Genomic DNA, 23,084 nt, shown 5'->3' on the forward strand with positions numbered 1-23,084 from the left:
CCATGGGGTACCATGCTTCACAACCGTAAGAGCCTAGCGTCGCGGCGGCAGACAACCCCGCTGCTCGAGGAACCGGAGGAATATCCATGGCAGTAGCTCATAAGTTTATCGTCGCTGACGATCACCCGCTGTTTCGTGCAGCGTTGACCCAAGCGTTACGCCAGTTGGCCCCCCAGGCGGAAATTGTCGAAGCGGATMCCATGGAAGCCACCACTGATGTGGTGAATCGCCACCCCGATGCCGACTTGATTCTGCTGGATCTGCATATGCCTGGAGCCCACGGCTTCTCAGGTTTGATCCAACTGCGCGGCCAGATGCCCGATATCCCCGTCGCGGTGGTGTCAGGCAGCGATGAGCCCTATGTGGTCCGTCGTGCTATTGACTACGGCGCGTCGGGTTTTATCCCCAAATCGTCTTCACTGCAGCTTATTGCTGAGGCCGTAGGCGAAATCCTACAGGGCGAAGTGTGGTTGCCCGAGGCGTTGGCCAACGTGCTGGAAGAGACCAGTGAAGAGGAGTCGCGCTTTGCTGAGGCGATTGCATCGCTAACGCCCCAGCAGTTCCGCGTTTTGAATATGCTCACCGAAGGCCTGCTGAATAAACAGATCGCTTATGAACTGAGCGTCTCTGAAGCGACCATCAAGGMCCACGTGACTGCGATTCTACGCAAGCTGGGCGTTCMCTCCCGCACCCAGGCAGTGATTGCTGCCCAGAAGCTGGAAGTCGAACCGCCAAAAGTGGTGTCGTAAGGACGTCCTTTATTCACCGCTTGATAAAACCATCATCTGCGGCGCTTAACGCGCCGCGCGATTGGCCTGTAAAGTGCGCGTCAGAAGCGCCCGCAGCGCCGCCGGTTTAACGGGCTTCAGCAGTAGTTGATAGCCCGCCCGCTTAATCTCTTCGGCCACCGCTTCGGTACGATCTGCAGTAATCACGATCCCCGGTACTGCCCCCTCAAAACGCTCGCTGAGCGCTTCTAGCGCCATTAAACCGGTCACTTCGTTGTCCAGGTGGTAGTCCGCCAAAATAGCGTCCGGGTCGCCATCCATATTGCGTAGTATCGACTTGGCTCCGCCGATACTGGTGGCGGTAAACACCTCGCACCCCCAGCCGCTCAGCATGGCGGTCATGCCTTCCAGAATCAGCGTCTCGTTGTCGATACACACAATCCGCGTTCCGCTCAGCTTATGGCTACCGCGTCGGTTCTGTGGTTCTAGCTCGGCACTGCTCGCCTCACGGGCGGTCACAATCGGCACGCTAACCGAGAAAACCGCCCCTTTGCCGACCGTCGAGCGTACTTTAATGGGGTGGTCCAGCACCCGGCTCATACGGTCGGCAATCGAGAGACCCAGCCCCAGCCCTTTTTCACTCTCTTTGTGTCGGGAGACCTGATCCAAGCGGCGGAATTCCTGGAAAATCTCGGTCAGCTTGGATTCCGGAATACCCGGGCCGCTGTCCCACACTTCAATTGATAACCAGCCGTTGTGGCGGCGACAGCCCAGCAGAACGCGACCCTCTTGGGTGTAGCGAATCGCATTGGACAAGAAGTTTTGCACAATACGCCGCAGCATTTGAGGATCTGAGTCGACCCAAAGCTGGGTAGGCACGACTTCTAAGTCCAGCCCGCGATCGTCCGCCATCACTTCAAATTCGGCGCGTAGCGGGCGGAAGATATCCGCTAGGGCAAAGTGACTGCGCCGCGGCGTTAAGGCGCCTGCGTCCAGCTTGGAGATATCCAGCAGGGTGCTTAGCAGTTCCTCGGCGGCCTGCAGCGAGTTATCGATATGGCCAACGATGCGCTGGGTGTCGGTAGTGGTCACGTTTTGCATCAGCGCGGAAGTAAATAGCCGTGCCGCGTTAAGTGGCTGCAGTAAGTCGTGGCTGGCCGCGGCCAAAAAGCGCGTCTTAGAGGCGTTGGCATCTTCCGCGAGCTGCTTAGCCTGGCGCAGAGCAAGCTCCGCCTCAGCGCGCACCCGGTTCTCCTGGCGCAACGCCGCGTTGGCTTCAGAGAGCGCCTGGGTGCGTTCGCGCACGCGCTCCTCAAGAGTTTCGTTGGTCTCTTTAAGGGCAATTTCGGCCTGACGGCGCTCGGTAATGTCCTGATAGAGTGCAAAGAAGCCCAGGATGGCCTGACTGTCGCCAAAGTGCGGCGTGTAAGTGACCAGCATATAGCGCATGGCCTCGTTGACCCGCAGCGAGACTTCAAAGCTAACCCGCTCACCGTTTAGCGCGCGGTTCACCCAAGGTGTGCGCTCCTCTGCCTGCTTGACCGGCAATACGTCTTCAAAGCGGCGACCAATCACCGCATTGCGGTCAATATTGAACGCCTGCTCATAGGCGCGGTTGGTAAACAGATAGCGGCACTCTTTATCGAAGTAAGCAATCAGTGCGGGCACGTTATCGGTGTAGATACGGATATTGTTTTCCGAGCGAATCAGCGCCTCTTCGATACGCTTCTGCTGGGTAATATCCTGGTAGGTATACACAAAGCCGCCGCCGGGCATCGGGTTGCCCTGCACCTCCAGCACGCTGCCATCCTGGCGGTAGCGAACGTAGCGGTGGGGTTGGCCTTCGCGAATATTGTCGAGTAGCAGTTGCACATGCTCTTCCGGGTCGCCCGGGCCGTATTCACCGTTGTGAGCGTTGTAGCGGAAGATGCGGTCAATGGGAGCGCCAACGCGAATTAAGKGGTCAGGGAAGCGGAATAGCTCCAGATAGCGCTGGTTCCACACCACCAGGCGCAGGTTCTGGTCGACCACGCTGATACCCTGGTTGATATTTTCGATGGTGGCTTGCAACAGCGCCCGGTTGAACTCCAATACCTGGGAGGCTTCATCGACAATCGAAATCACATCCGAGATACCGATGCCGCGCCCTTGAAGCGCTGAGTTAACCACGATGCGCGCCGAGGAAGCGCCCAGCACCGAGGCCAGAAAGCGTTCGGTGAACTGGATAATATCAATTGAGGCGCGGGTGCCGTTGTCAAGTGGCTTACCCACCCGGCGGGCGTAGTCTTCAAAGGCGCGATCCACTTGGCCCGCGCCTAGAAAGCGCTCGCAGAGGACTTTTAAATCGCCGACGGTGGTCGCCCCGGTCCAGGGGCGGTTAACCGAGGTTTGGCGGGTTTCCACGCTATCGACAAACAGCGACGCCTGAATACGCTCAACTACGCGCTGGGAAGTGACCTGGGATACAAAAATGTAGCAGAACAGGTTAACCCCCAGTGACAGCATCACGCCGTGGGTAAAGCTGTCGCCTAAGTTGAGGCCGAATAGCGCTGTGGGGGATAGCCAGTTAAGCCCCAGTGGGCCGCCGTCAAGCCAGCCGGTGGGCAGCACGCCCGCATTGATCATGGCAGGCATCAGTAGGCTATAGGCCCAGATGGCGAAGCCCGCATTCATACCGACGATCACCCCAAGGCGATTGCCACGCTTCCAGTAGAGCCCGCCAATCAGCGCCGGAGCAAACTGGGCGGCGGCGGCAAACGAGAGCATGCCGATCGAGGCCAGCGAGGTGAATTCGGCAATCAGCTGATAGAAGCCGTAGGCCATCGCCAGCACGGCAACAATGGTCAGGCGCCTGGCGCGTAGCACCAAGCGGCCATAATCCCGCGCCTTGGTATCAAACCAACGCAGCCGGAACAGCGCTGGAATAACGATCTCATTGGAGATCATGATCGATACCGCCACGGCGGCGACAATCACCATGCCTGTCGCCGCCGAGAAACCGCCGATAAAGGTAAGTAGCGTTAACCACTGGTGGCCCGAGGCCATGGAAAGTGCCAGTACGTAGGTATCGGGCTCTACGCCGCTTTCAGAAAATAGCAAAAGACCAGCGGCGGCTAAGGGCACCACAAAAAACGCAATGGCTAGCAGGTAGAGCGGAAACAGCCAGCGCGCTTTGGTGGCGTCATCAGGATGAATATTCTCCACCACTGCCACATGGAACTGGCGGGGCAGACATAGAATCGCCAGCATCGCCAGCAGGGTTTGCGCCCAGAAACTCTGCCCAAAATCCTGATTGGCCAGCTGGCGCTGGAGTTCGAGTTGGCTTTCGGCGTGCCCCATTAGCTCACCCAGGCCATCGAACATGCCCCAGGTCACAAAGGCGCCGAGCACTACAAAGGCCAGCAGCTTGACCAGCGATTCGAACGCCACGGCGTGGATTAAGCCTTCGTGGTGTTCGGTGGCATCGGTGTGGCGGGTGCCAAATAGAATGGCAAAGATCGCCATCACGATCGCCACATAGAAGGCCGTATCGCCAAATAGCGGCGTATGGGTCACATCGGTGGCATCGGTCAGGACGCTGAAGGTGGTCGAAACCGCTTTCAGCTGTAGCGCGATGTAGGGCAGGGTGCCAACCAGGGCGACTAAGCTGGCAAAGGCGGCCAGCGACTGGGTTTTGCCGTAGCGGGAGGCAATAAAGTCGGCAATCGAGGTAACGTTTTGATGCTTGGCAACCCGGATCATCTTGGCCAACACCGGCCAGAACAGTAAAAACGTCAATATCGGGCCGACGAAGATACTCGCAAACGACCAGCCCGCGGTGGCGGCCTGGCCAACGGCGCCGTAAAACGTCCATGAGGTACAGTAAATAGCCAGCGCCAGGCTATAGATGATCGGACGCCGGCGAGTGGCGCCATGGGTACGCGCGCGGCGGTCACCGTACCAGGCGATGCCGAATAGAACGGCAATGTAGAGTAGTGATACCGCGACCAGTAGCCCGCCGTGAAACATGCCTTTCTCCCCGCCAGAGTGTGCGACCCACTAAACGTGCGCTAATAAAAAAGGCTTCATTCTAGGCGAAATGGAGGGTCGTGTACGACCATTCTCGAAGCTTGTTTATACCACAGACTTTATTTGTCTATGTGCACACGTTATTGAGTAGCGGAGATGTTTCGCGCAGCGTGCGTATCTCTTCGAGAATAGGCTCGCGAGACTCTTCATCCAGTGGGACCAACTCCCGGTTCTCACAATTGAGTACGTAGGGCTGGGTTATCAAAATATCGGTGTGGTGACGTTCAAACTGATAAAGAATAAATTCTGCTAAGCGGGCGCCGTCTTGCTCGCTGATGCGAATATTTTCACTATCGACCATGCTGAACTTAGTGGTCATGGGAATGGCAAAGGTCCATGGGCGCCATACCGCTGTGCTGCTCTCCGTTGATATCACTGTAGCGGTCTCAGGAAGTTGCGCCTGCTTATGTTCAAACCAGCTGTACTCGACCTGAACTTGATAGCCCAGCATACCCAGCGCGCCAAACACCGGCACTATCCACTTGGGCAAACGTTTGCCGCTCAAAGTGCGCAGTATCAAGCCAATCCCTGCAGCCGCAAGGCCTGCAAACACGGCGGCGATCAAATGCCAAATCATAAATTATCCTTTCAAAAAGCCGGCTATAAAAGCTATCTATAAAAGCCATCGGGCCTCCCGAAGGAAGCCCGATGGTAAGGTCGATCCCCAGCGTTATCACCGCATGGCGACAACGCGTTAGGAAGGAGTATGACTTAGTGATCTATCGCCATACCAGCACCTTTCGGATAGCGAACGCTTTCCACCAGATCCTGAATTTCCTGCGGCGGTGCAGCGGTCACTCTGGAGACCGCGAAGGCAACGACGAAGTTGATCATCGCGCCTACGGCACCGAAGGAGAGCGGCGAAATGCCAAAGATCCAGTTATCCGGCGTGTTTGCCAGCATATTGGTATCCGGCACGAAGAACCAGCCCAGGTAGGTAAAGATGTAAAGCAGGGTGCAAATCAAGCCCGCCAGCATACCGGCGACCGCGCCTGAGCTGTTCATCCGCTTGGAGAAGATGCCCATCATTAGCGCGGGGAACAGTGATGCACCGGCGATACCAAAGGCCAGCGCCACCGTTTGCGCCGCAAACCCAGGCGGATTAAGCCCCAGGTAGGTGGCCAGCAGTATCGCGCCGCCCATGGAGATTCGCGCCGCCAACATCTCGCCTTTCTCGGAGATCTTCGGATTGATCATGGTCTTGATCAAATCGTGACTGATCGCCGACGAGATCGCCAGTAGTAAGCCTGCTGCGGTTGATAGGGCAGCCGCGATACCACCTGCTGCGATCAAACCAATAACCCAGCCGGGCAAATTGGCGATTTCCGGGTTGGCGAGTACCAGGATATCGTTATTAACGGTTAGTTCGTTGCCTTCCCAGCCACGATCAGAGTAGTCAGCTGCATCGTTATACATCTGAATACGGCCGTCGTTGTTGAGATCGTTGAAGCTGATCAGGCCGGTTTCTTCCCAGGTGCGAACCCAGTCTGGACGCTCTTCGTAGAGAATCGGGTTTTGCGCAGCCTCTTCGTAGTTCTCAACCTGCCCTGCCATTTCGGGGTACACAGTGGTCGCTAAGTTCAGACGTGCCATCGAACCAACGGCTGGCGCGGTGAGGTATAGGAGTGCAATGAACACCAGTGCCCAACCAGCAGACCAGCGAGCGTCGGCCACTTTCGGTACGGTGAAGAAGCGGATAATAACGTGAGGAAGACCGGCAGTACCGACCATCAGCGACAGGGTGAACAGCACCATGTTGAGCTTGTTATCCACATCGGCCGTGTAATCCTGGAAGCCCAGGGCACTGACGACGTCATCCAGTTTTTCAAGCAACGGAATACCAGATTCAGTATGCGTGCTGAACATGCCGAACATCGGAATCGGGTTGCCTGTTAGTTGGAAGGCAATAAACACCGCAGGAATGGTGTAAGCGATGATGAGAACGATGTATTGCGCCACCTGGGTGTAGGTGATGCCCTTCATACCGCCAAATACGGCGTAGAGGAAAACGATCAGCGCGGCTAACCAGATACCCCAGGTGTTGCTGACTTCAAGAAAGCGCGAGAATGCCACGCCCGCACCGGTCATTTGACCGATAACGTAGGTAACCGACGCTACAATCAAGCACACGATCGCCACTAGGCGAGCGGTGTTGCTGTAGAAGCGGTCGCCAATGAAGTCGGGCACGGTGAACTTACCGAACTTACGCAGGTAAGGGGCTAACAGCATCGCGAGGATAACGTAGCCACCGGTCCAACCCATCAGGAAGGTAGAGTTGGCGTAGCCACCAGAGGCCAGCAAACCCGCCATGGAAATAAACGACGCCGCTGACATCCAGTCCGCCGCAGTGGCCATACCGTTGGTGATGGGGTGAACCCCACCCCCTGCGACATAGAAGTCTTTTGTTGAGCCGGCGCGCGCCCAGATCGCAATGCCTATATACAAGGCAAAGGAGGCGCCGACGAACAGTAAGTTAATCGCAAACTGGCTCATACCGGCTTACTCCCCAAGGCCAAATTTTTGATCGAGCTTGTTCATCTTCCAGGCATAGAAGAAGATCAGCACGATAAACGTTAGAATTGAGCCCTGTTGTGCAAACCAGAAGCCAAGATCAGTGCCGCCAACCGGAATGCCGGCGAGCAGTGGGCGAAACAGGATAGCGCATCCGTAAGAAACAAATGCCCAAACGGCCAGGCATCCGAAAATTAACCGGACGTTTGCTTTCCAGTATTCAGCAGCATTGGTTTTGTCGTCTGCCATTGTGTTGCTCTCCACTTGTGATTTTTAAGGTTGGGAAAGTTCACGAGGAATAGCGTGTGACCCATCAGGGCAATCGCACGTCTAAAGCCACTCAATCGTTAGGAGTGGTGAGTCAGTTCCTGTTGGCACGTCACCTTATTATTCGATATGAAATGTCGAGTTAGTTAGTGACGTGCGATTACCCTGCATGACTCATTGTTAATACTGGGCAATAAACGTCAAAAAATAAATCCCAGACTTTGGTATCAATAAACAGAGAAGTGGCTCTTTGCTAACTGCATGTTGTTGAAATTGAGTGCTTTTGAACGCCCGTTAAGCGAATTTTGTAGGTGTTTGCAGGGCTATGGGACAATAGTCTAGTAAGCAAATAAATGCACTTATTGGCTACTTTAAATACATGCGCTGCGTTTAATGGGCAGTGGCGGTTATTAACTATCGATACTTTGGTCGCGTATCAAAGGKCGCTTCGACCTTAGCGTGATAGCTAAAGGTATAACAAGGTTCTACTTGCTACTTGGGAAGTGAATCCTTTATACCCGTACAGCCACCTTCATATAATAATCGATAACTGCTTTCTGAAGCGTTGGAGTGGATCAGTTTATGTGGGTCAGCATCGAGTCACGATATTTATTTGTTTTTTCTTATGTCTGCTAGCTCGCCTTAAGGCAAAAACCGGTTAGTCGCAGCCCCGTTTAATGAGGTCAAACCCCATGGTTGATGTGGATCTATCCCAACTGCCGTTTACGCTCCTTGACGATGAGGGGCGTGAGCACATCCGCCGTGGCATTGACCTTGCCTATTTTGATCGTGATGAAATCATTTTAGAGACAGGGCAGGCGGGTGAGTTTGTCTTTCTGATTCATAAAGGCGAAGTGGCAGAAATCGACCCCACGCTGCCCTCATCTACCGCGCGTATCGGCCACTACACGGCGGGGGATCTGTTTGGCGCGATCAGTATTCTCAATGGTAAAAGCCGCTACCGCTTTAAAGCTGAGCAGGAGTGCCTGTGTTACTTACTGCCCAAAGCGCTGTTTCAGCAACTGTGTCGTCACTACCCTGACTTCAGCAATTTCTTTCGCCAGTCGCTGACCCATAAGGCGCGTCTGCTGACCGAAAAGCGCGCCGAAGGGGGTGTCACCATGGCGGGCTTTATGTTGGCCAAAGTGAGCGAGTGTATGCGTGAGCCGCTGCTAATGGCGGCGACGACCGATATAGCCAGCGCGGTCAAACAGCTCAACGCTAGCCACGCCGATAGCCTGCTGGTAGAGACCCAGGACACCCTGGGGATGGTGACTAAAACCGATCTGCTCAATGCCCTGGTGCTGCAGGGCAGCGCGGTAACATCGCCGGTGGATGAGATTGCCCATTTTAATTTGGTGACTGTCGCGCCGGATCAGTATTTATTTGAGGTATTGGTGCTGATGACCCGCCATAAAGTGGCCCGGGTGGTCGTGATGGAGCAAAACGCCTTGAAAGGCGTTGTTGAGCTCACTGACGTGCTTAGCTACTTCTCAAGCCGTAGCTATGTGGTGAGTCTGCAGGTAGAGCAGGCAACCAGCTTAGAGGCGCTTGCAGCCGCCAGCCAGCGTACCCCGGAGCTGGTCAAAGCGCTGATGGCCCAGGGCGTTAAGCTGCGCTTTGCGATGGATCTGCTCGCCGCACTGAACGGTCGCATCATCAGTAAAGCCTGGGAGTTCACCATTAATGAACGCTACCACGGGCAGAGCTGCATGATGGTGATGGGCAGCGAAGGGCGCGGTGAACAGATTCTCAAAACGGATCAGGATAACGGCCTGATTCTGGCCGATGAAACCCAGTGGCCTGACCTTACAAGCCATATGCAGACGCTCACTGATACGCTGATTCAGCTCGGTTATCCGCCGTGCCCCGGCAATATTATGGTGTCTAACCCCGAGTGGGTGGCCACGGTGTCGCAGTGGAAAGGCCATATCGCCAAGTGGGCCAGGGAGCGTGATGGCGACAGCCTGATGAAGCTGGCGATTATGCTCGATGCCCATGCGGTGGCGGGTAACCCAAGCCTACTCGAAAGCGTTCGCGAAGAGCTGTTTGAACGCTGCTCGGGCGATGAGCTGCTGCTCTCCTATTTCGCCCGCACGGCGCTGCGTTTCTCGACGCCGCTGACGCTGTTTGGCTCATTGAAAAAGCCCCAGCACGGTATCGATATTAAGAAAGGCGGCATTTTCCCGATTGTTCACGGCGTGCGCACCATGGCACTTGAACGGCGGATTAAAGCCACTTCAACACTCGACCGGCTTGACGCCCTGGCCGCCGATGGCCGTTTGGATCGCCGCTTTGCCGATGACCTGGGTGAAGCGTTGGCACTGTTTTCCGAGCTGCGTCTTAAACAGCAGCTAAGCGTTTTGGAGACGCCTGCCGGTCATCAAGCCGGTGCCTCAGACGTCAACGCCCAAAACGGCAGCCGCGCTAACCGTGTGGTGGTGCAAAATCTCTCTTCCCTGGAGCGCGACCTATTGCGCGAAGCGATGCATATTGTCAAAGACTTTAAGCAGCGGCTTTCCCATCGTTATCATTTGGAGTATTCGTGAGCGGAATGCGGCTGTTAGATCGACACGTAGGGCTATTTAGCGGTTCATTGCGCACCTTACTGCGCCGTGAAAGTGATCGTCGGCGTTGTGCGGATTCTCCCTATGCGTGGCTGTTTCAACCTTATATGGGCGATGAGCTGGTAGCCCTCGTCTGTACGACAACGCTCACGTCGGCATCGCCGGTGATCAGCTTGGCGGCGGTGGTGCTGAGCCAGCAGCAGGTACGAACCAGCCGCGCTTTTGTGATGACGTTAGGCAGCACGAAACAGCCCGAAAGTGCGAAGCTGCGCCGTCATCATTTGCTATGTGAGGCAGGGGAGGTGCAGCCGCCAAGCAGTGATAACTTGAGCGCGTTAGTGGAATTTATCGGCAACCGGCCCATAGTGGGCTGGCAGTTGGAGCAGCGCATTGGAGCGTTGAATACACTACTGACTAAGCGGCTGAATTTTGCGCTACCCAATGCCCAGGTTGATGTGGCGAGACTGCATCAGCGCCAACTGCGGCGTTTGCATCCGGAGGTAGAAGCGCCCAGCAGCTTCGCCCAGGCGCTGGCATGCTGGCAGGTGCCTGCCATGGGTGTGCAAAGCGTGCTTGCCGAGGCAACCGCCAGCGCACTTCTGTATATGCGCCTACAGCGCGTTATGGCGGAGGTGGCATAGGAATGGTGGAAGCACTAGTGTTTGGGTCAGGCGGTGAGTGTTGTTAGAATGTGGCAATATTTCCTCTTTTAGCGCCTTTCACTATCGGCAGTGCTTATTTCATGCAATCCCTAGATTATTTCGACCCGCATTTTGACACGCCAGATGTTGCTCCTGCAGCCTCTCCAGACGCTGTGCAGGCTGATGCTAAGCAGAAGCGTGAATTTAACAAGCTGCAAAAGCGTCTGCGCCGAGAAGTGGGCAATGCGATTATTGATTACCAAATGATCAATGAAGGCGATCGCGTGATGGTGTGCCTCTCCGGCGGTAAGGACAGCTACACGATGCTGGAGATTTTGCGCAACTTGCAGCGCAACGCGCCAGTTAACTTTTCGTTGATAGCGGTCAATCTGGATCAGAAGCAGCCGGGCTTCCCTGAGCATGTGCTGCCTGCCTATCTGGACAAACAGGGGGTGGAGTATCATATCGTAGAACGCGATACCTACTCGGTGGTGAAAGAGAAAACCCCTGAAGGTAAAACCACCTGCGCGCTCTGTTCACGGCTTCGCCGCGGCTCGCTGTATGGGKTTGCCGAAGAGATTGGGGCCAATAAAATTGCCCTGGGCCATCACCGGGAAGATATTCTTGAAACCCTGTTTCTGAATATGTTCTTCGGCGGCAACCTGAAAGCGATGCCGCCCAAGCTGCTATCCGATGATGGTAAGAATATCGTTATTCGGCCGTTGGCCTACTGCAAAGAAGCGGATATTGCGGAATTTTCGCGGCTGATGGCGTTCCCAATCATTCCCTGCAACCTGTGCGGCTCCCAGCCTAATATGCAGCGTCAGGTGGTCAAAGAGATGCTCGCCGAGTGGGATGAGAAGTTCCCTGGCCGTCTGGAAAGCATGTTTAAAGCGGTGACCAATATTGCGCCCTCCCAGCTGGCAGACCGAAGCCTGTTTGATTTTGAGGGCTTAGAGGCGAAGCAGGCGGAGCTGCTGGCGGGTCGCATCCAGGCCTTCAACGTCAGCTAACCGTTTGCTCTTCCTCTTCGGCGAGGGTAATCAAACGCGGCATATCGAGAATATTGACCTCTCGCCCGGAAACCGCCACCACGCTTTGTTGCTGAAAGCGGCTTAAAATGCGGCTGACGGTTTCCACCGCTAAGCCCAGGTAGTTGCCAATATCGGCCCTCGGCATTGAGAGGCGAAAACTGTAGGGCGAGTAGCCCCGGCGACGAAAACGGTCCGAAAGGGTAATCAAAAAGGTGGCCAGCCGTTGATCGGCGGTTTTTCGCGAGAGTAGGCGCATCATGCGTCGGTCATCGCGTAACTCTTTGCTCATGCTCCGATACAGCTGGCCACGTAGCTCAGGGATCTCTTCTGAGAGCAAATCCAGGCGGTCAAAAGGAATCTCGCAAACGGTGGTGGTTTCCAGGGCGATAACGCTACCGGGGTAGTGCTCTTCATCAATGCCATCCAGCCCCACCAGTTCACTGGGCAGGTAGAAATTGGTCAACTGCTCACTGCCGTTACCTTCGGCGGTGACCTGTTTCAAACTCCCCGAACGCACCGCGTAAACGCTGGTAAAAGTATCACCCTGGCGAAACAGCGGCTCGCCTTTTTTCAGCGGCGCACGGCGGCGAATAATCGCATCGAACTGCCCCATATCGTCCAACTCAAGGGCAAGCGGCAGGCACAGCGAGCTAAGGCTGCAGGTTTGGCAGCGCGCTTCGTGGAGTAGCGAGCGTCGGCTGCTCATAGGTTCCAACATGCGGTGCTCCTTGAGTGGGTCAGGATAAAATTAGCAAATTCTTACTTATTGTGGTGCCGTTAGCATGCCTGCAATAAGGTGATTAAACAATCTTAGAGTAGCGCTGCCCTATTTGCCCAGAAAGATGGGTATCGAACGCCATGGCTAAATGGCGCACCAGCAGTCGACCCATGGGCGTGGCGTTAAGTCGATCACCACTACGGGTCAGTAGGCCATCTTGCTCAGCGCTCTGTAAACGCTCCAGAGCGGGGGCAAAATAGCGGGGGGCATCGATGTTCCAGCGCTGGCTGACCGCAGCCAGATCAATGCCCATATCGCACATCAGCCGCTCAATCACATCCCGCCGGATTAGGTCGTCATCACTCAACCGCACGCCTCGCACAGTAGCGAGCTGACCCTGATCCAACGCCGCCTCGTAGCTTGCCAGATCGCTCGGGTTCTGCGCGTAGACGTCATCAATACGTGAAATCGCCGAAACGCCAAGCCCGATTAAATCGCACTGGGCATGGCTGGAGTAGCCTTGGAAGTTGCGCTGTAGCGAGCCGTCGCGCTGAGCAATGGCCAGGCTATCATCAGGCCGGGCAAAGTGATCCATGCCGATATGTACGTAGCCAGCCGCGGTGAGCATTTCAATCGTGGTGCGCAGAATTGCCAGCTTCTCTTCACCGCCCGGCAAATCATCGACATTAATACGCCGCTGGGGAGCAAAGCGCTCGGGCATATGGGCGTAGTTAAATACTGAAAGACGCGCCGGATTGAGTTCAATCACCTGGCGGAGGGTATTCGCAAAGCTCTTTTCTGTCTGAAACGGTAAACCGTAAATAAGATCGAGATTGAGCGAGCGAAAGCCCAGGCGATGCGCCTCTTCCATCAGCGTTTCGGTGAGTACCCGCGGTTGAATGCGGTTAATGGCTTTCTGTACCAACGGGCTTAAATCCTGCACGCCCAGGCTAATGCGGTTAAAGCCTAACGACTGCAGGTGGCGCAGGGTAAATACATCCGCTTCCCGGGGGTCTATTTCAATCGCGTAGTCGCGATCGGCAGAGGACGAAAGGCCAAACCGGGCATCCAAACGATCAATCAGGTCGCCCATCTGATTCAAGCTAAGAAAGGTCGGCGTTCCGCCACCCCAGTGTAGCTGCTCCACCGGTCGTGATGTATCCAAGTGGCGTGCGGTCAGCACCATTTCACGGTCGAGCCGGGATAAGTAAGGCTCGGTCAGGGCGGTGTTCTTGGTGGCGATTTTATTGCATGCGCAGTAGAAACAGATCTTGCGACAAAAAGGCACGTGAACATACAGCGACAGCGAACGCTGACTGGCATTGCTACGCTCTAGTGCCTGGGTCAGGTCACCGGGGGTGAATTGGTCGTGAAATGACAGCGCCGTGGGGTAAGACGTGTAGCGTGGTCCGCTGGTGTCGTAGCGGCGCAGCAGGGCTTCATCCCACACCGGCTGCAAGGGCGCTGCCGCCACAGACGAGGCAAGAGGTGAAACCGCAGGGGCATGAACGGGCATGAAGGGGCGCTCCGACGTGAGGTAATGCCGCTAGCCTAACCCGTGACGAAAGCGTAAAGATTGAGCCATGTCATGCTATTAGAGGTTGTGTGCCGTAAGAGTCCAGAGCTGCCACAGCGCAAACGCGATAATCGTTAGTGCCGCCACGCTGCGCGTCGCCGGGTGGCGAATCAAGTGGCTTAGCTGGCGCGCAGCGAGGCCAGTGACGAGCAGCGCCGGCAGGGTGCCTAGCCCAAATGCGCCCATTAGCAGCGCGCCCTGGAGCGGGTCGGCAATCGCCAAGCTCCAGGCCAACATGGAGTAGACCAGCCCACAGGGTAGCCAGCCCCAAAGTGCGCCCAGCGCGAAGGCTTGAGGGATATACACCACCGGCATTAAGCGCCGCCCCACAGGCTCGATAAAGCGCCATAGACGGCGGCCAACCGCCTCCACTTTGAGCAGCCCTTTCCACCAGTTGGCGATATACAGTGCCATCAGGATCAGCATCAGCGCGGCAAACACCTGAAGCAGCATTCGTGCCGTGGCGGAAAGCGAAAATAGCGTGCCCAGCAGGGCAACCAGCGCGCCTGCGCTCATATAGCTAATAATACGGCCAGCATTGTAGCTGAGTAGCAGCCCCCCCATACGCGCTGGATGGCGCATGCTGGGGGGTACTGCAAAGGTGAGGGCGCTCATAATGCCGCCGCACATACCAATGCAGTGGGCACCGCCCATTAAGCCAAATACGAATGCCGCCAGCAGCGGCGGTAGATCAAGCCCTGTGGGATTCATGGCCGAGGCTCTTGGTCGTCGGGGGCGTTTTTATCTTTTGGTGCGACGGTTTTTTGCTTGGCTGGCGGGCGCTGGCGGCGCTGTTCGGGGGGAAGATCGTTGTCGTCCTCATCAAACAAGATGCGGTGCGCCGGGCCTTCTAAATCGTCGAACTGATCATTTTTGACCGCCCAGAAGAAGGCCCAGACGGCGAGTCCGAGCAGAATCAGCGAAAGCGGAATAAGCAGGTACAGAATCGTCATGCGGTTACCGGTGTTGACGTGCCAAGCGTTGGTGCGGGCTGGGGGCGCCAGCGTGACAGCCGCAGGGCGTTACCCACCACCACTAGCGAGCTAAGCGACATACCAATCGCGGCTAGCCAGGGCGGCACCAGCCCCATCGCCGCCAGCGGCAGCGCCGAAACGTTGTAGCACACTGACCAAATCATGTTCTGGCGCATGATACGCCGCGTTGCGCGGGAAATCTCGATGGCCTCAAAAATTCGCATTAGACGTGGGCTGAGCAGCACCGCATCGGCGCGGGTCCGGGCAAGATCTGTCGCTCCATTCATGGCAATCGCTACATCAGCGCCAGCCAAGACTGGCACGTCGTTGATGCCGTCACCAATCATCACCACAGTTTCGCCAGCGGCTTGGAGTTCTTTCATTCGGGCCAGCTTGCCCTCTGGACTGGTACCCGCGTGCCAGGTGGTAATATTGAGCTGGCTGGCCAGGCTTTCCACTGCATCCTGAGTGTCGCCAGAAAGCAGCTCTACGTTTAACCCCTGGGTCTGGAGGGCCGCGATCGTCGCCGCAGCGTCATCGCGAACGCCGTCATGCAGACCAAACCAGGCGCGGGGCATGCCGTTTTCGCTAAGCAGCAGCCATTGGCCCTTGGCGGGCGCCGACATACTGCTAGCCACGGCGCCATCGACAGCAAATTCGTACTTGCCCAACCGCCAGCGGGCACCGTTTAAGCTGCCTTCAAGCCCTTGCCCGGTGTGGCTGTGAATATCTTTGGCTTGCAGCGTCGCATCCCGGAATGGCCGAAAGGCGCGGGCAATGGGGTGCTCCGAATGGGCCTCAAGGGCGGCGGCAATCGCCCGGGCACGCTCGGCGGTTAATTCGCCGAGAGGCTGAGTTTGGGTAAGCTGCATCTCGCCGCGGGTCAGGGTGCCGGTTTTATCAAAAATCACCCGGGTAACGTTGGAGAGGGTTTCCATGGCATCGGCGCGGGTAATCAACACGCCGCGCTTACGTAGCTGGCCGTGACCTGCGGTCAGTGCCGCGGGGGTGGCCAGCGCCAGTGCGCAGGGGCAGGTCACCACCAGCACCGAGAGTAGCACCCAGAGCATCCGCGAGGGGTCGATAAACCACCATGCGATCGTCACGCAGGCGGCCACCAGCAGCAGTCGGAGTACAAAGAGGTGGGCCATTCGCGCCGCCATCTGCGCAAGCCGCGGGCGGCTGGCAAAGGCGCGGKCGGTAAGGTCGACAATGCCCGCTACCCGGGCATCGCGCCCGGCGTGAGTCACCCTGATCACCAGCGGGTTTTCCATGTTTTGGCTACCGCCGGTAATGCGGTCGCCCACCCGGCGGGTGACCGGTAGGTATTCGCCGGTCAGCATCGACTCATCCAGGCTCGATTCGCCTTCCTCGATAATGCCATCGGCAGGGACGCCGTGGCCGGGCTTGATCAATACACGGTCGCCGGGGGCGAGTTCGCTGGCGGGTAGAATGCGCTCGCTGCCGTCGCTTTCCAGCCGCGTGGCCGAAATGGGTAACACGCCGCTCAGCGCATTGCCGCTATGGCCGCTGCGGCGTCTGGCGCGGCCCTCTACGTAGCGGGCAAAGAGTAAAAAGAAGGTAAACATCGCCACCGAGTCAAAATAGACCTCGCCGACGTTAAACATCACCGCATAGCTGCTGGCAAGGTAAGCCCCGCCAATTGCCAGCGAGACCGGCACATCCATACCCAGTACCCCGGTGCGTAGGTCACGCAGGGCGTTGCGGAAAAACGGCTGGGCGGAGAAAAACACCACCGGCGTGGCCAGCGCAAAAGAGAGCCAGTGAAACAGGGCATAGAAGTCGTCGCTGATTTCTCCGGGGCCGGAGACATAGATCGGGATCGAGAACATCATCACCTGCATCATGCCCACAGCGGCGATAATGAGCCGTCGCACGTTCATGCGCTCTTCATGCTGKATGCGCGCCTGGGCTTGATCGGGCTCGTAGGGCTGGGCGTCGTAGCCGATGGCGGCCAGTTCCGCCAGCAGCTGCGAGAGCTTCAACTGCTGAGTATTCCAGCTTACCCGCAACCGGTGGTGGGTTAAATTCACCGCGCTGGAGGTGACCCCTTCCAGGGCGTTCAGGCGGTGCTCGATCAGCCAGGCACAGGCGGCGCAGGTAATGCCCTCAATGGCGAGGGTAGCTTTGACGTTGCCCTCGTCGCCATCGGGGTGGACAAACTGTGCCTGCAGGCCAGGGTCGTCAAACACTGACCAGGTGTCCGCTTTGGCGGCCTGGCGCTCATCCGGGCGTTCGGGCAGTTCGGTACGGTAGCGGTAGTAGCTCTCTAGGCCACCGTCGACGATGGCATGGGCCACCGCCTCGCAGCCGGGGCAGCAAAGCGGGTGGGTATGCTCATCCAGGCTAATCGACCAGGGTGCTCCAGCGGGCACCGGATTACCGCAGTGGTAGCAGGGGGTGGCGTCGCTCATTCGCTTGCTTTGCGCCCTCCCGGCAGCAGCTTGACGCTGTTTTCATTGGGGAAGGTCGCCTCACCGGTGAGGCGCCAGTCGGCATCTTCTAGCGCAGGCTGGATCTGCAGATACCAGCGGTAGCGCAGATTGTCAGGGCCTTGGGTAATATAGCGGCCGTCGCGGACATGCTCGAGCACGAACGACTGGTCACGGTTATCTTCGGTAGGGAAAATAAGGTCTAAATAGAGCGTATCAGGGCGCGTGTCGCCGCTTAAATCCACCACGATATCGCTGGTGAGCGGATCGAGGCGCAGCTCGGCGCTTAGGTTTAGCTCGCGGGCCTGCTCCTGCTTGGCCAGCACCATATTGATGGCTTTGCCGTGCTCGTAATAATCTTCCTGAACGACCATACCGTCAAAGCTCTTGATCGACATAACCGCAAAGCCGGTGCTGACGATAATCGATGAAAACAGTATGCCGAGCAAAAACCACGGCCAAAACTGCTTATACCAAGGCGTCACCTTAGCGCCCGAAGGTAGGGATGACATAGTGGCTTATCTCCTAATATTGCCCAGAAAGCTGGTTTCGCGCTCAAGGCGAATATCCGCATCCTGCTGGGCCTGCAGCGTGAACACAATAGGGTGGCTGGGATGCTGTAAGTCGTCGGGGTCGGCGGTCACGGTAACGGCTTCAAAGCGCGACTCTCCGGCGGGCACGCTGATCGACGTACTATCCAGGGTTAAGCTGGGCAAACCGGCAACGCTTAGCTGGTAGGTGTGGTCTTGATCATCCAAATTGCGGATAGTCAGGCTAAACACATTGCTAATTTGCCCGTCGCGGGTCACTTGGTAGAGCTGGGTGCGCTCGCGTTCAGCGTCAAAATTAAGCGGCATGCGGTCGTTAATGGCCCAGGCAAAGGTGCCCACCATTAGCACCAGCGCAGCGAAATAGCCTAGCAGGCGAGGGCGCATGATATGGCTCTTTTTACCCTCAAGAGCGTTTTCGGTGGTGTAGCGCACCAATCCCCGCGGGTAGCCCATTTTATCCATCACGCTGTCGCAGGCGTCGATACAGGCGGCGCAGGTGATGCACTCATACTGCAGCCCATCACGGATATCAATACCGGTGGGGCAGACCTGCACGCAAAGGTCGCAATCGATACAGTCGCCATAGCCCGCCTCGCGGGCTTCTAGGTGGCTAAGGTTTTTCTTACGGTGCCCGCGGGGCTCGCCGCGTGTTTCGTCGTAGGAGACGATCAGCGTGTCGCGGTCAAACATAACCGATTGAAAGCGAGCGTAGGGGCACATATAGATGCACACCTGCTCGCGCAGCCAACCTGCGTTCAGGTAAGTAAACACTAGGAAAAAGCCAACCCAGAAGTAGGACCAGCCGTGAGCCTCTAAGGTGGGGAGTTCAGCCACTAAATCGCGAACCGGCGTGAAGTAACCCACAAAGGTGACACCGGTGGCGAGGGCAATCAGCAGCCAGGCGGTGTGCTTGGCCCCTTTACGCCAGGCTTTATCCGCGCTCATCGGTTGATTATCGAGCTTAATGCGTCGATTGCGCGAGCCTTCGATGCGGTGTTCAAGCCAGATAAACAGAAACGTCCAAACGCTTTGTGGGCAGGTATAGCCGCACCAAACCCGACCCGCAAACACGGTAATAAAAAACAGCCCAAAGGCGCAGATGATCAGCAGCCACGAGAGGAGGATGAACTCCTGTGGGTAAAACGTGGCGCTAAAGATATGGAATTCCCGGCTTGGCAGGTCGAATAGAATTAACGGCCGACCACCGATATTAATCCAGGGTAAGAGAAAAAAAGCCAGCATTAACGCCCAGTTGGCACCGCGTCTTAGCTTCTGGAAAACGCCCTTTATTTCGCGCACATAAATGTGGCGTCGTTTGGCGTACATTTCCTGGCTAACCGTTTCACTTGAGGGGCTGTGATGCCCTACCGGGTTCGGCGTGACGTCTTGGCTTGGTATCTTTTCCATGGTGGTATTCCCGGCTCAAAAGGCAGGAGAGGTAGCACCCAGTGCTCATTTAAGCTAGGTGCTTGGTTAAACCAATTGCTTAGTTAAACCTGATGCGTCGTTAAAACTGATGCTTAGTCGGTCTGGGTGTTGCATTGCTATTGTATCGGGTTGCGCAAAATCGTATTGGATTGGGTATAAAGAAAGGGTGCGGTTTGGGGCCGCACCCTTGCTGGGCTAACGTGGCTGACATTGATTGCTCGCTGTCAGCGATCCAATTAGTCCGCTAAGCGCAGGCTATACACGTAGGCGGCGACCAGGTGAACACGCTCTTCACCAATATAGGCCGCTTGTGCAGGCATATGACCGTTACGGCCATTACGCAGCGTTTGACGGATAGAGTCACCCACCTCTTGGCCCGGTGCCAGGTAAAGCCAGATGTCATCAGTCAAATTGGGCGCGCCAAGTGCCGTGTTGCCGGTACCGCTGGGGCCGTGACAGGCAGCACACACCGCCATAAAGGTGCTTTCGCCCTGTTCAGCCTGTGCCTCGTCATGCTCTTCATTAGACAGCGAGAGCACGTATTGGGTCAGGTTCTCAATATTGTTCTGGCCCAGCTGCTGCCAAGCAGGCATTAGGCCATTTCGACCATTGTTCAGGGTGGTCAAAATATTGTCTGGCTCACCGCCGTACAGCCAATCATCGTCGGTCAGGTTAGGGAAACCATAACCGCCCTGGGCGTTTGAGCCGTGGCACACCGCACAGTTGTTTTGGTAGATACGCTCGGCGACCTGCATCGCCTCGGGATCTTCGGCAAGCTCAGGAATGGGGACTTCCTGATACTGGGCAAAAATCGGCGTAAAGCGCTCTTCGGCCTGAGCGACTTCCTCTTCCCATTGGCCCTCCTGCGACCAGCCCAGTATCCCCGCGTAGTTGCCCAGACCGGGGTAAAGCACTAGGTAGCCCAGTGCAAAAACCACCGTCAAGACGAACAGTTGGAACCACCACTTCGGCAGCGGGTTGTCATACTCTTCGATGCCATCGGCGGCGTGGCCAGTGGTTTCTACGTTACCTTCTGCATCAGGCGTTTTATCGGTACGGCGGTTGGCCAGCAGTATCCATACACTCAGCGCGATCGTGCCCAGCGTAATGATAATGATCCAGGCGCTCCAAAAGCCGGATAGGGAGTCACCCCATAAATTATTCATAACTTCTTATCTCCCCTGTCGTCGCGGGAATGCGCTTCGCTGTCGCGTTCACGCGAAGCGTGCTTGTCACTGGTCGGTAGCTCATCGTCGTCGGCAAAGGGCAAATTAGCCGCTTCGTCGAAATCTGGCTTGCGTCGCTTGGAGTACGCCCAGAGGGCGATGCCGATAAAAGCGAAAATCAAGATCAGCGTGATGAGACCGCGAAAAGTTCCCGTATCCATAACTTAACGAGTGCCCTCGAGCACGGTTCCGAGCTGCTGGAGGTAGGCGACCAGGGCGGTTATTTCCTGGGTGCCGCGAACGTCTGCAGTAGCGTTGGCGATATCTTCGTCGGTATACGGCACGCCCAGTTGACGCAGCGTACGCATCTTTTGGGGAGTGGCATCACCATCGAGGGTGTTTTCAAACAGCCAGGGGTAAGCCGGCATGATCGACTCGGGCACTACATCCCGGGGATTGTAGAGGTGAGCACGGTGCCAGTCGTCGCTATAGCGGCCGCCGACACGCGCCAGGTCTGGCCCGGTACGCTTGGATCCCCATAGGAAGTTGTGCTCGTAAACCTGCTCACCTGCCACGTTGTAGTGGCCGTAGCGCTCGGTCTCCGCGCGGAACGGGCGCACCATTTGCGAGTGGCAGCCCACGCAGCCTTCGCGACGATAGATGTCTCGGCCTTCTAGTTCCAGCGCCGACAGCGGCTCCAGGCCTTCAACCGGCTCGGTGGTCTGCTTCTGGAAAAACAGCGGAACCACCTCAGCCAAACCGCCGAAACTGATCACGACAAGGATCAACACGGCAAGCAGGCCAACGTTCTTTTCGACAATCTCGTGTTTCATTGGTCTCAACTTCCCCGGTTTAAGCAGCTTGTGGCGCTGAATGGCTGATGGCCTCACGACGCTTAACGGTCATGTACACATTGAACGCCATGATCAGCATGCCGGTGACCCAGAAGAGGCCGCCGATTAAGCGAACAAAGTAGCCCGGTGCGCTGGCTTCAACGGCTTCAACAAAGGTGTACATCAAGGTGCCGTCAGGGTTAATCGCCCGCCACATCAAGCCTTGTAGAATACCGTTCACCCACATGGAGGCGATGTACAGCACAGTGCCGATCGTGGCCAGCCAGAAGTGCACGGCTATCAGGTTGATGGAGTGCATTTCAGTGCGACCAAAGACGCGAGGGATCAAGTGATACATCGAGCCGATGGTGATCATCGCAACCCAACCCAGTGCACCGGAGTGTACGTGGCCGATCGTCCAGTCAGTGTAGTGGGAAAGCGCGTTGACGGTCTTAATCGCCATCATCGGGCCTTCAAAAGTGGMCATGCCGTAGAACGACAGAGCCACTACCAGGAAGCGCAGCGTGGGATCCGTGCGCAGCTTATGCCAGGCCCCCGACAGGGTCATCATACCGTTGATCATGCCGCCCCAGGAGGGCGCCAGCAGAATGATCGACATGATCATACCCAGCGACTGTGCCCAGTTAGGCAGCGCGGTGTAGTGCAGGTGGTGAGGGCCTGCCCACATGTAGATCATGATCAATGCCCAGAAGTGGACGATAGAGAGACGGTAGGAGTAGATCGGACGCTCTGCCTGCTTGGGTACGAAGTAGTACATCATGCCCAGAAAGCCAGCGGTCAGGAAGAAGCCTACCGCGTTGTGGCCGTACCACCACTGCACCATGGCATCTACCGCACCGGCGTAGATCGACGTGGAATACATTGGGGTAACCGGGATGGCCGCGTTGTTGACGATGTGCAGCACCGCAACGGTCAAAATAAACGCCGCAAAGAACCAGTTCGCCACATAAATATGCGACGTAGTGCGTTTTTTGATCGTCATTAGGAACACGATGGCGTAGCTGATCCAAACGACCGCGATCAGAATGTTGATCGGCCACTCCAGTTCAGCGTACTCCTTGGTCGTGGTGTAGCCCATGGGCAGCGACACGACCGCAGAGATAATGACCGCTTGCCAGCCCCAGAACGTAAAGGCCGCTAACTTGTCAGAAAAAAGCCGCGTCTGACAGGTACGCTGAACCACGTAATACGAAGTAGCAAAAAGCGCCGAGCCGCCAAAGGCGAAAATAACGGCGTTAGTGTGCAATGGACGCAGGCGTCCAAAGCTAGTCCAAGGTAGGCCGAGGTTCAGTTGCGGCCAAACCAGTTGCGAGGCGAGGATGACACCCACTGTCATTCCCACAATGCCCCACACAACGGTCATAATCGCGAACTGCCGAACTATCTTGTAGTTATAGGTCGGGTGTTCAAATGCTGTGCTCATGTCATGTTCCCATCGAACGCGGTTAGGGGGTAACCCGTGGCATTTTGCACGGGTGCGGCCACCCGCTTGATGATGCAGGTCAAGATCCGTCCAAGATTCTAGCGCAGCCGGGGCATAACCTGAAC

At 56.6% G+C, this 23,084-nt stretch carries 19 protein-coding genes; 4 read left to right on the forward strand and 15 right to left on the reverse strand.

What is annotated here, in order from left to right; genetic code table 11:
* The first annotated feature begins 86 nt into the window (after positions 1–86).
* A complete protein-coding gene (locus HALO_RS05330) occupies positions 87–749 on the forward strand; it encodes a response regulator (RefSeq protein ID WP_050713148.1) in 663 nt (220 codons plus the stop codon).
* A gap of 45 nt (positions 750–794) precedes the next feature.
* Here the strand turns inward: HALO_RS05330 and HALO_RS05335 are convergent, their stop codons facing one another.
* The 4 genes from HALO_RS05335 to HALO_RS05350 all read right to left on the reverse strand — a co-directional run bounded on the left by HALO_RS05335 (position 795) and on the right by HALO_RS05350 (position 7,556).
* The gene (locus HALO_RS05335) at positions 795–4,736 is read right to left on the reverse strand and encodes a hybrid sensor histidine kinase/response regulator (RefSeq protein WP_050713149.1); all 3,942 of its coding nucleotides are present in this window, start codon (positions 4,734–4,736) and stop codon (positions 795–797) included.
* A 127-nt stretch (positions 4,737–4,863) separates the two neighbouring features.
* Positions 4,864–5,373: a hypothetical protein gene (locus HALO_RS05340; RefSeq protein WP_035585439.1), complete on the reverse strand. Its 510-nt coding sequence runs from the start codon at positions 5,371–5,373 to the stop codon at positions 4,864–4,866.
* A 134-nt stretch (positions 5,374–5,507) separates the two neighbouring features.
* Positions 5,508–7,289, reverse strand: coding sequence for a sodium:solute symporter family protein (locus HALO_RS05345; RefSeq protein ID WP_035585436.1), 1,782 nt, complete (start codon positions 7,287–7,289; stop codon positions 5,508–5,510).
* Positions 7,290–7,295: 6 nt separating this feature from the next.
* Complete coding sequence (locus HALO_RS05350) at positions 7,296–7,556, reverse strand: DUF4212 domain-containing protein (RefSeq protein WP_007113808.1); 261 nt, start codon at positions 7,554–7,556, stop codon at positions 7,296–7,298.
* A gap of 710 nt (positions 7,557–8,266) precedes the next feature.
* Between HALO_RS05350 and HALO_RS05355 the strand changes: the two genes are divergently transcribed.
* From HALO_RS05355 to ttcA, 3 genes are all read left to right on the forward strand, one after another.
* Positions 8,267–10,123 carry a DUF294 nucleotidyltransferase-like domain-containing protein gene (locus tag HALO_RS05355; RefSeq protein WP_035585433.1) on the forward strand — a complete coding sequence of 619 codons (1,857 nt, stop codon included), beginning with the start codon at positions 8,267–8,269 and terminating at the stop codon, positions 10,121–10,123.
* A gap of 5 nt (positions 10,124–10,128) precedes the next feature.
* A complete protein-coding gene (locus tag HALO_RS05360; protein ID WP_035585749.1) occupies positions 10,129–10,782 on the forward strand; it encodes a DNA polymerase III subunit epsilon in 654 nt (217 codons plus the stop codon).
* A 101-nt stretch (positions 10,783–10,883) separates the two neighbouring features.
* Entirely contained in the window at positions 10,884–11,795 is a 912-nt protein-coding gene (ttcA, locus tag HALO_RS05365; RefSeq protein WP_050713150.1) for a tRNA 2-thiocytidine(32) synthetase TtcA, read from the forward strand.
* Here ttcA and fnr read toward each other — a convergent pair.
* The 11 genes from fnr to ccoN form a co-directional block, all read right to left on the reverse strand.
* Positions 11,788–12,534 (reverse strand): fumarate/nitrate reduction transcriptional regulator Fnr, encoded by a 747-nt coding sequence (fnr, locus tag HALO_RS05370; protein ID WP_035585430.1) that lies wholly within the window; start codon positions 12,532–12,534, stop codon positions 11,788–11,790. The genes ttcA and fnr overlap by 8 nt on opposite strands.
* 82 nt (positions 12,535–12,616) lie before the next feature.
* Positions 12,617–14,050, reverse strand: a complete 1,434-nt coding sequence (hemN, locus tag HALO_RS05375; protein ID WP_035585429.1) for an oxygen-independent coproporphyrinogen III oxidase — start codon at positions 14,048–14,050, stop codon at positions 12,617–12,619.
* A 78-nt stretch (positions 14,051–14,128) separates the two neighbouring features.
* Entirely contained in the window at positions 14,129–14,821 is a 693-nt protein-coding gene (locus HALO_RS05380; RefSeq protein ID WP_035585427.1) for a sulfite exporter TauE/SafE family protein, read from the reverse strand.
* Complete coding sequence (gene ccoS / locus HALO_RS05385; protein WP_035585425.1) at positions 14,818–15,063, reverse strand: cbb3-type cytochrome oxidase assembly protein CcoS; 246 nt, start codon at positions 15,061–15,063, stop codon at positions 14,818–14,820. Before ccoS ends, HALO_RS05380 begins: the two co-directional genes overlap by 4 nt.
* Positions 15,060–17,519, reverse strand: a complete 2,460-nt coding sequence (locus tag HALO_RS05390; RefSeq protein WP_050713151.1) for a heavy metal translocating P-type ATPase — start codon at positions 17,517–17,519, stop codon at positions 15,060–15,062. Before HALO_RS05390 ends, ccoS begins: the two co-directional genes overlap by 4 nt.
* The gene (locus HALO_RS05395; RefSeq protein ID WP_035585421.1) at positions 17,516–18,049 is read right to left on the reverse strand and encodes a FixH family protein; all 534 of its coding nucleotides are present in this window, start codon (positions 18,047–18,049) and stop codon (positions 17,516–17,518) included. Before HALO_RS05395 ends, HALO_RS05390 begins: the two co-directional genes overlap by 4 nt.
* 6 nt (positions 18,050–18,055) lie before the next feature.
* A complete protein-coding gene (ccoG, locus tag HALO_RS05400) occupies positions 18,056–19,495 on the reverse strand; it encodes a cytochrome c oxidase accessory protein CcoG (RefSeq protein WP_035585419.1) in 1,440 nt (479 codons plus the stop codon).
* 257 nt (positions 19,496–19,752) lie between these two features.
* Positions 19,753–20,682 (reverse strand): cytochrome-c oxidase, cbb3-type subunit III, encoded by a 930-nt coding sequence (gene ccoP, locus HALO_RS05405; RefSeq protein WP_035585417.1) that lies wholly within the window; start codon positions 20,680–20,682, stop codon positions 19,753–19,755.
* Complete coding sequence (locus HALO_RS05410) at positions 20,679–20,903, reverse strand: CcoQ/FixQ family Cbb3-type cytochrome c oxidase assembly chaperone (RefSeq protein ID WP_035585415.1); 225 nt, start codon at positions 20,901–20,903, stop codon at positions 20,679–20,681. The genes ccoP and HALO_RS05410 overlap by 4 nt, the downstream gene beginning before the upstream one ends.
* 3 nt (positions 20,904–20,906) lie before the next feature.
* Entirely contained in the window at positions 20,907–21,515 is a 609-nt protein-coding gene (gene ccoO, locus HALO_RS05415) for a cytochrome-c oxidase, cbb3-type subunit II (RefSeq protein ID WP_035585413.1), read from the reverse strand.
* Between the two features lie 19 nt (positions 21,516–21,534).
* Positions 21,535–22,959 carry a cytochrome-c oxidase, cbb3-type subunit I gene (ccoN, locus tag HALO_RS05420; RefSeq protein ID WP_050713152.1) on the reverse strand — a complete coding sequence of 475 codons (1,425 nt, stop codon included), beginning with the start codon at positions 22,957–22,959 and terminating at the stop codon, positions 21,535–21,537.
* Between the last annotated feature and the right edge of the window lie 125 nt (positions 22,960–23,084).

Source organism: Halomonas sp. R57-5, from assembly GCF_900070345.1.
Taxonomy (GTDB): Bacteria; Pseudomonadota; Gammaproteobacteria; order Pseudomonadales; family Halomonadaceae; genus Vreelandella; species Vreelandella ventosae_B.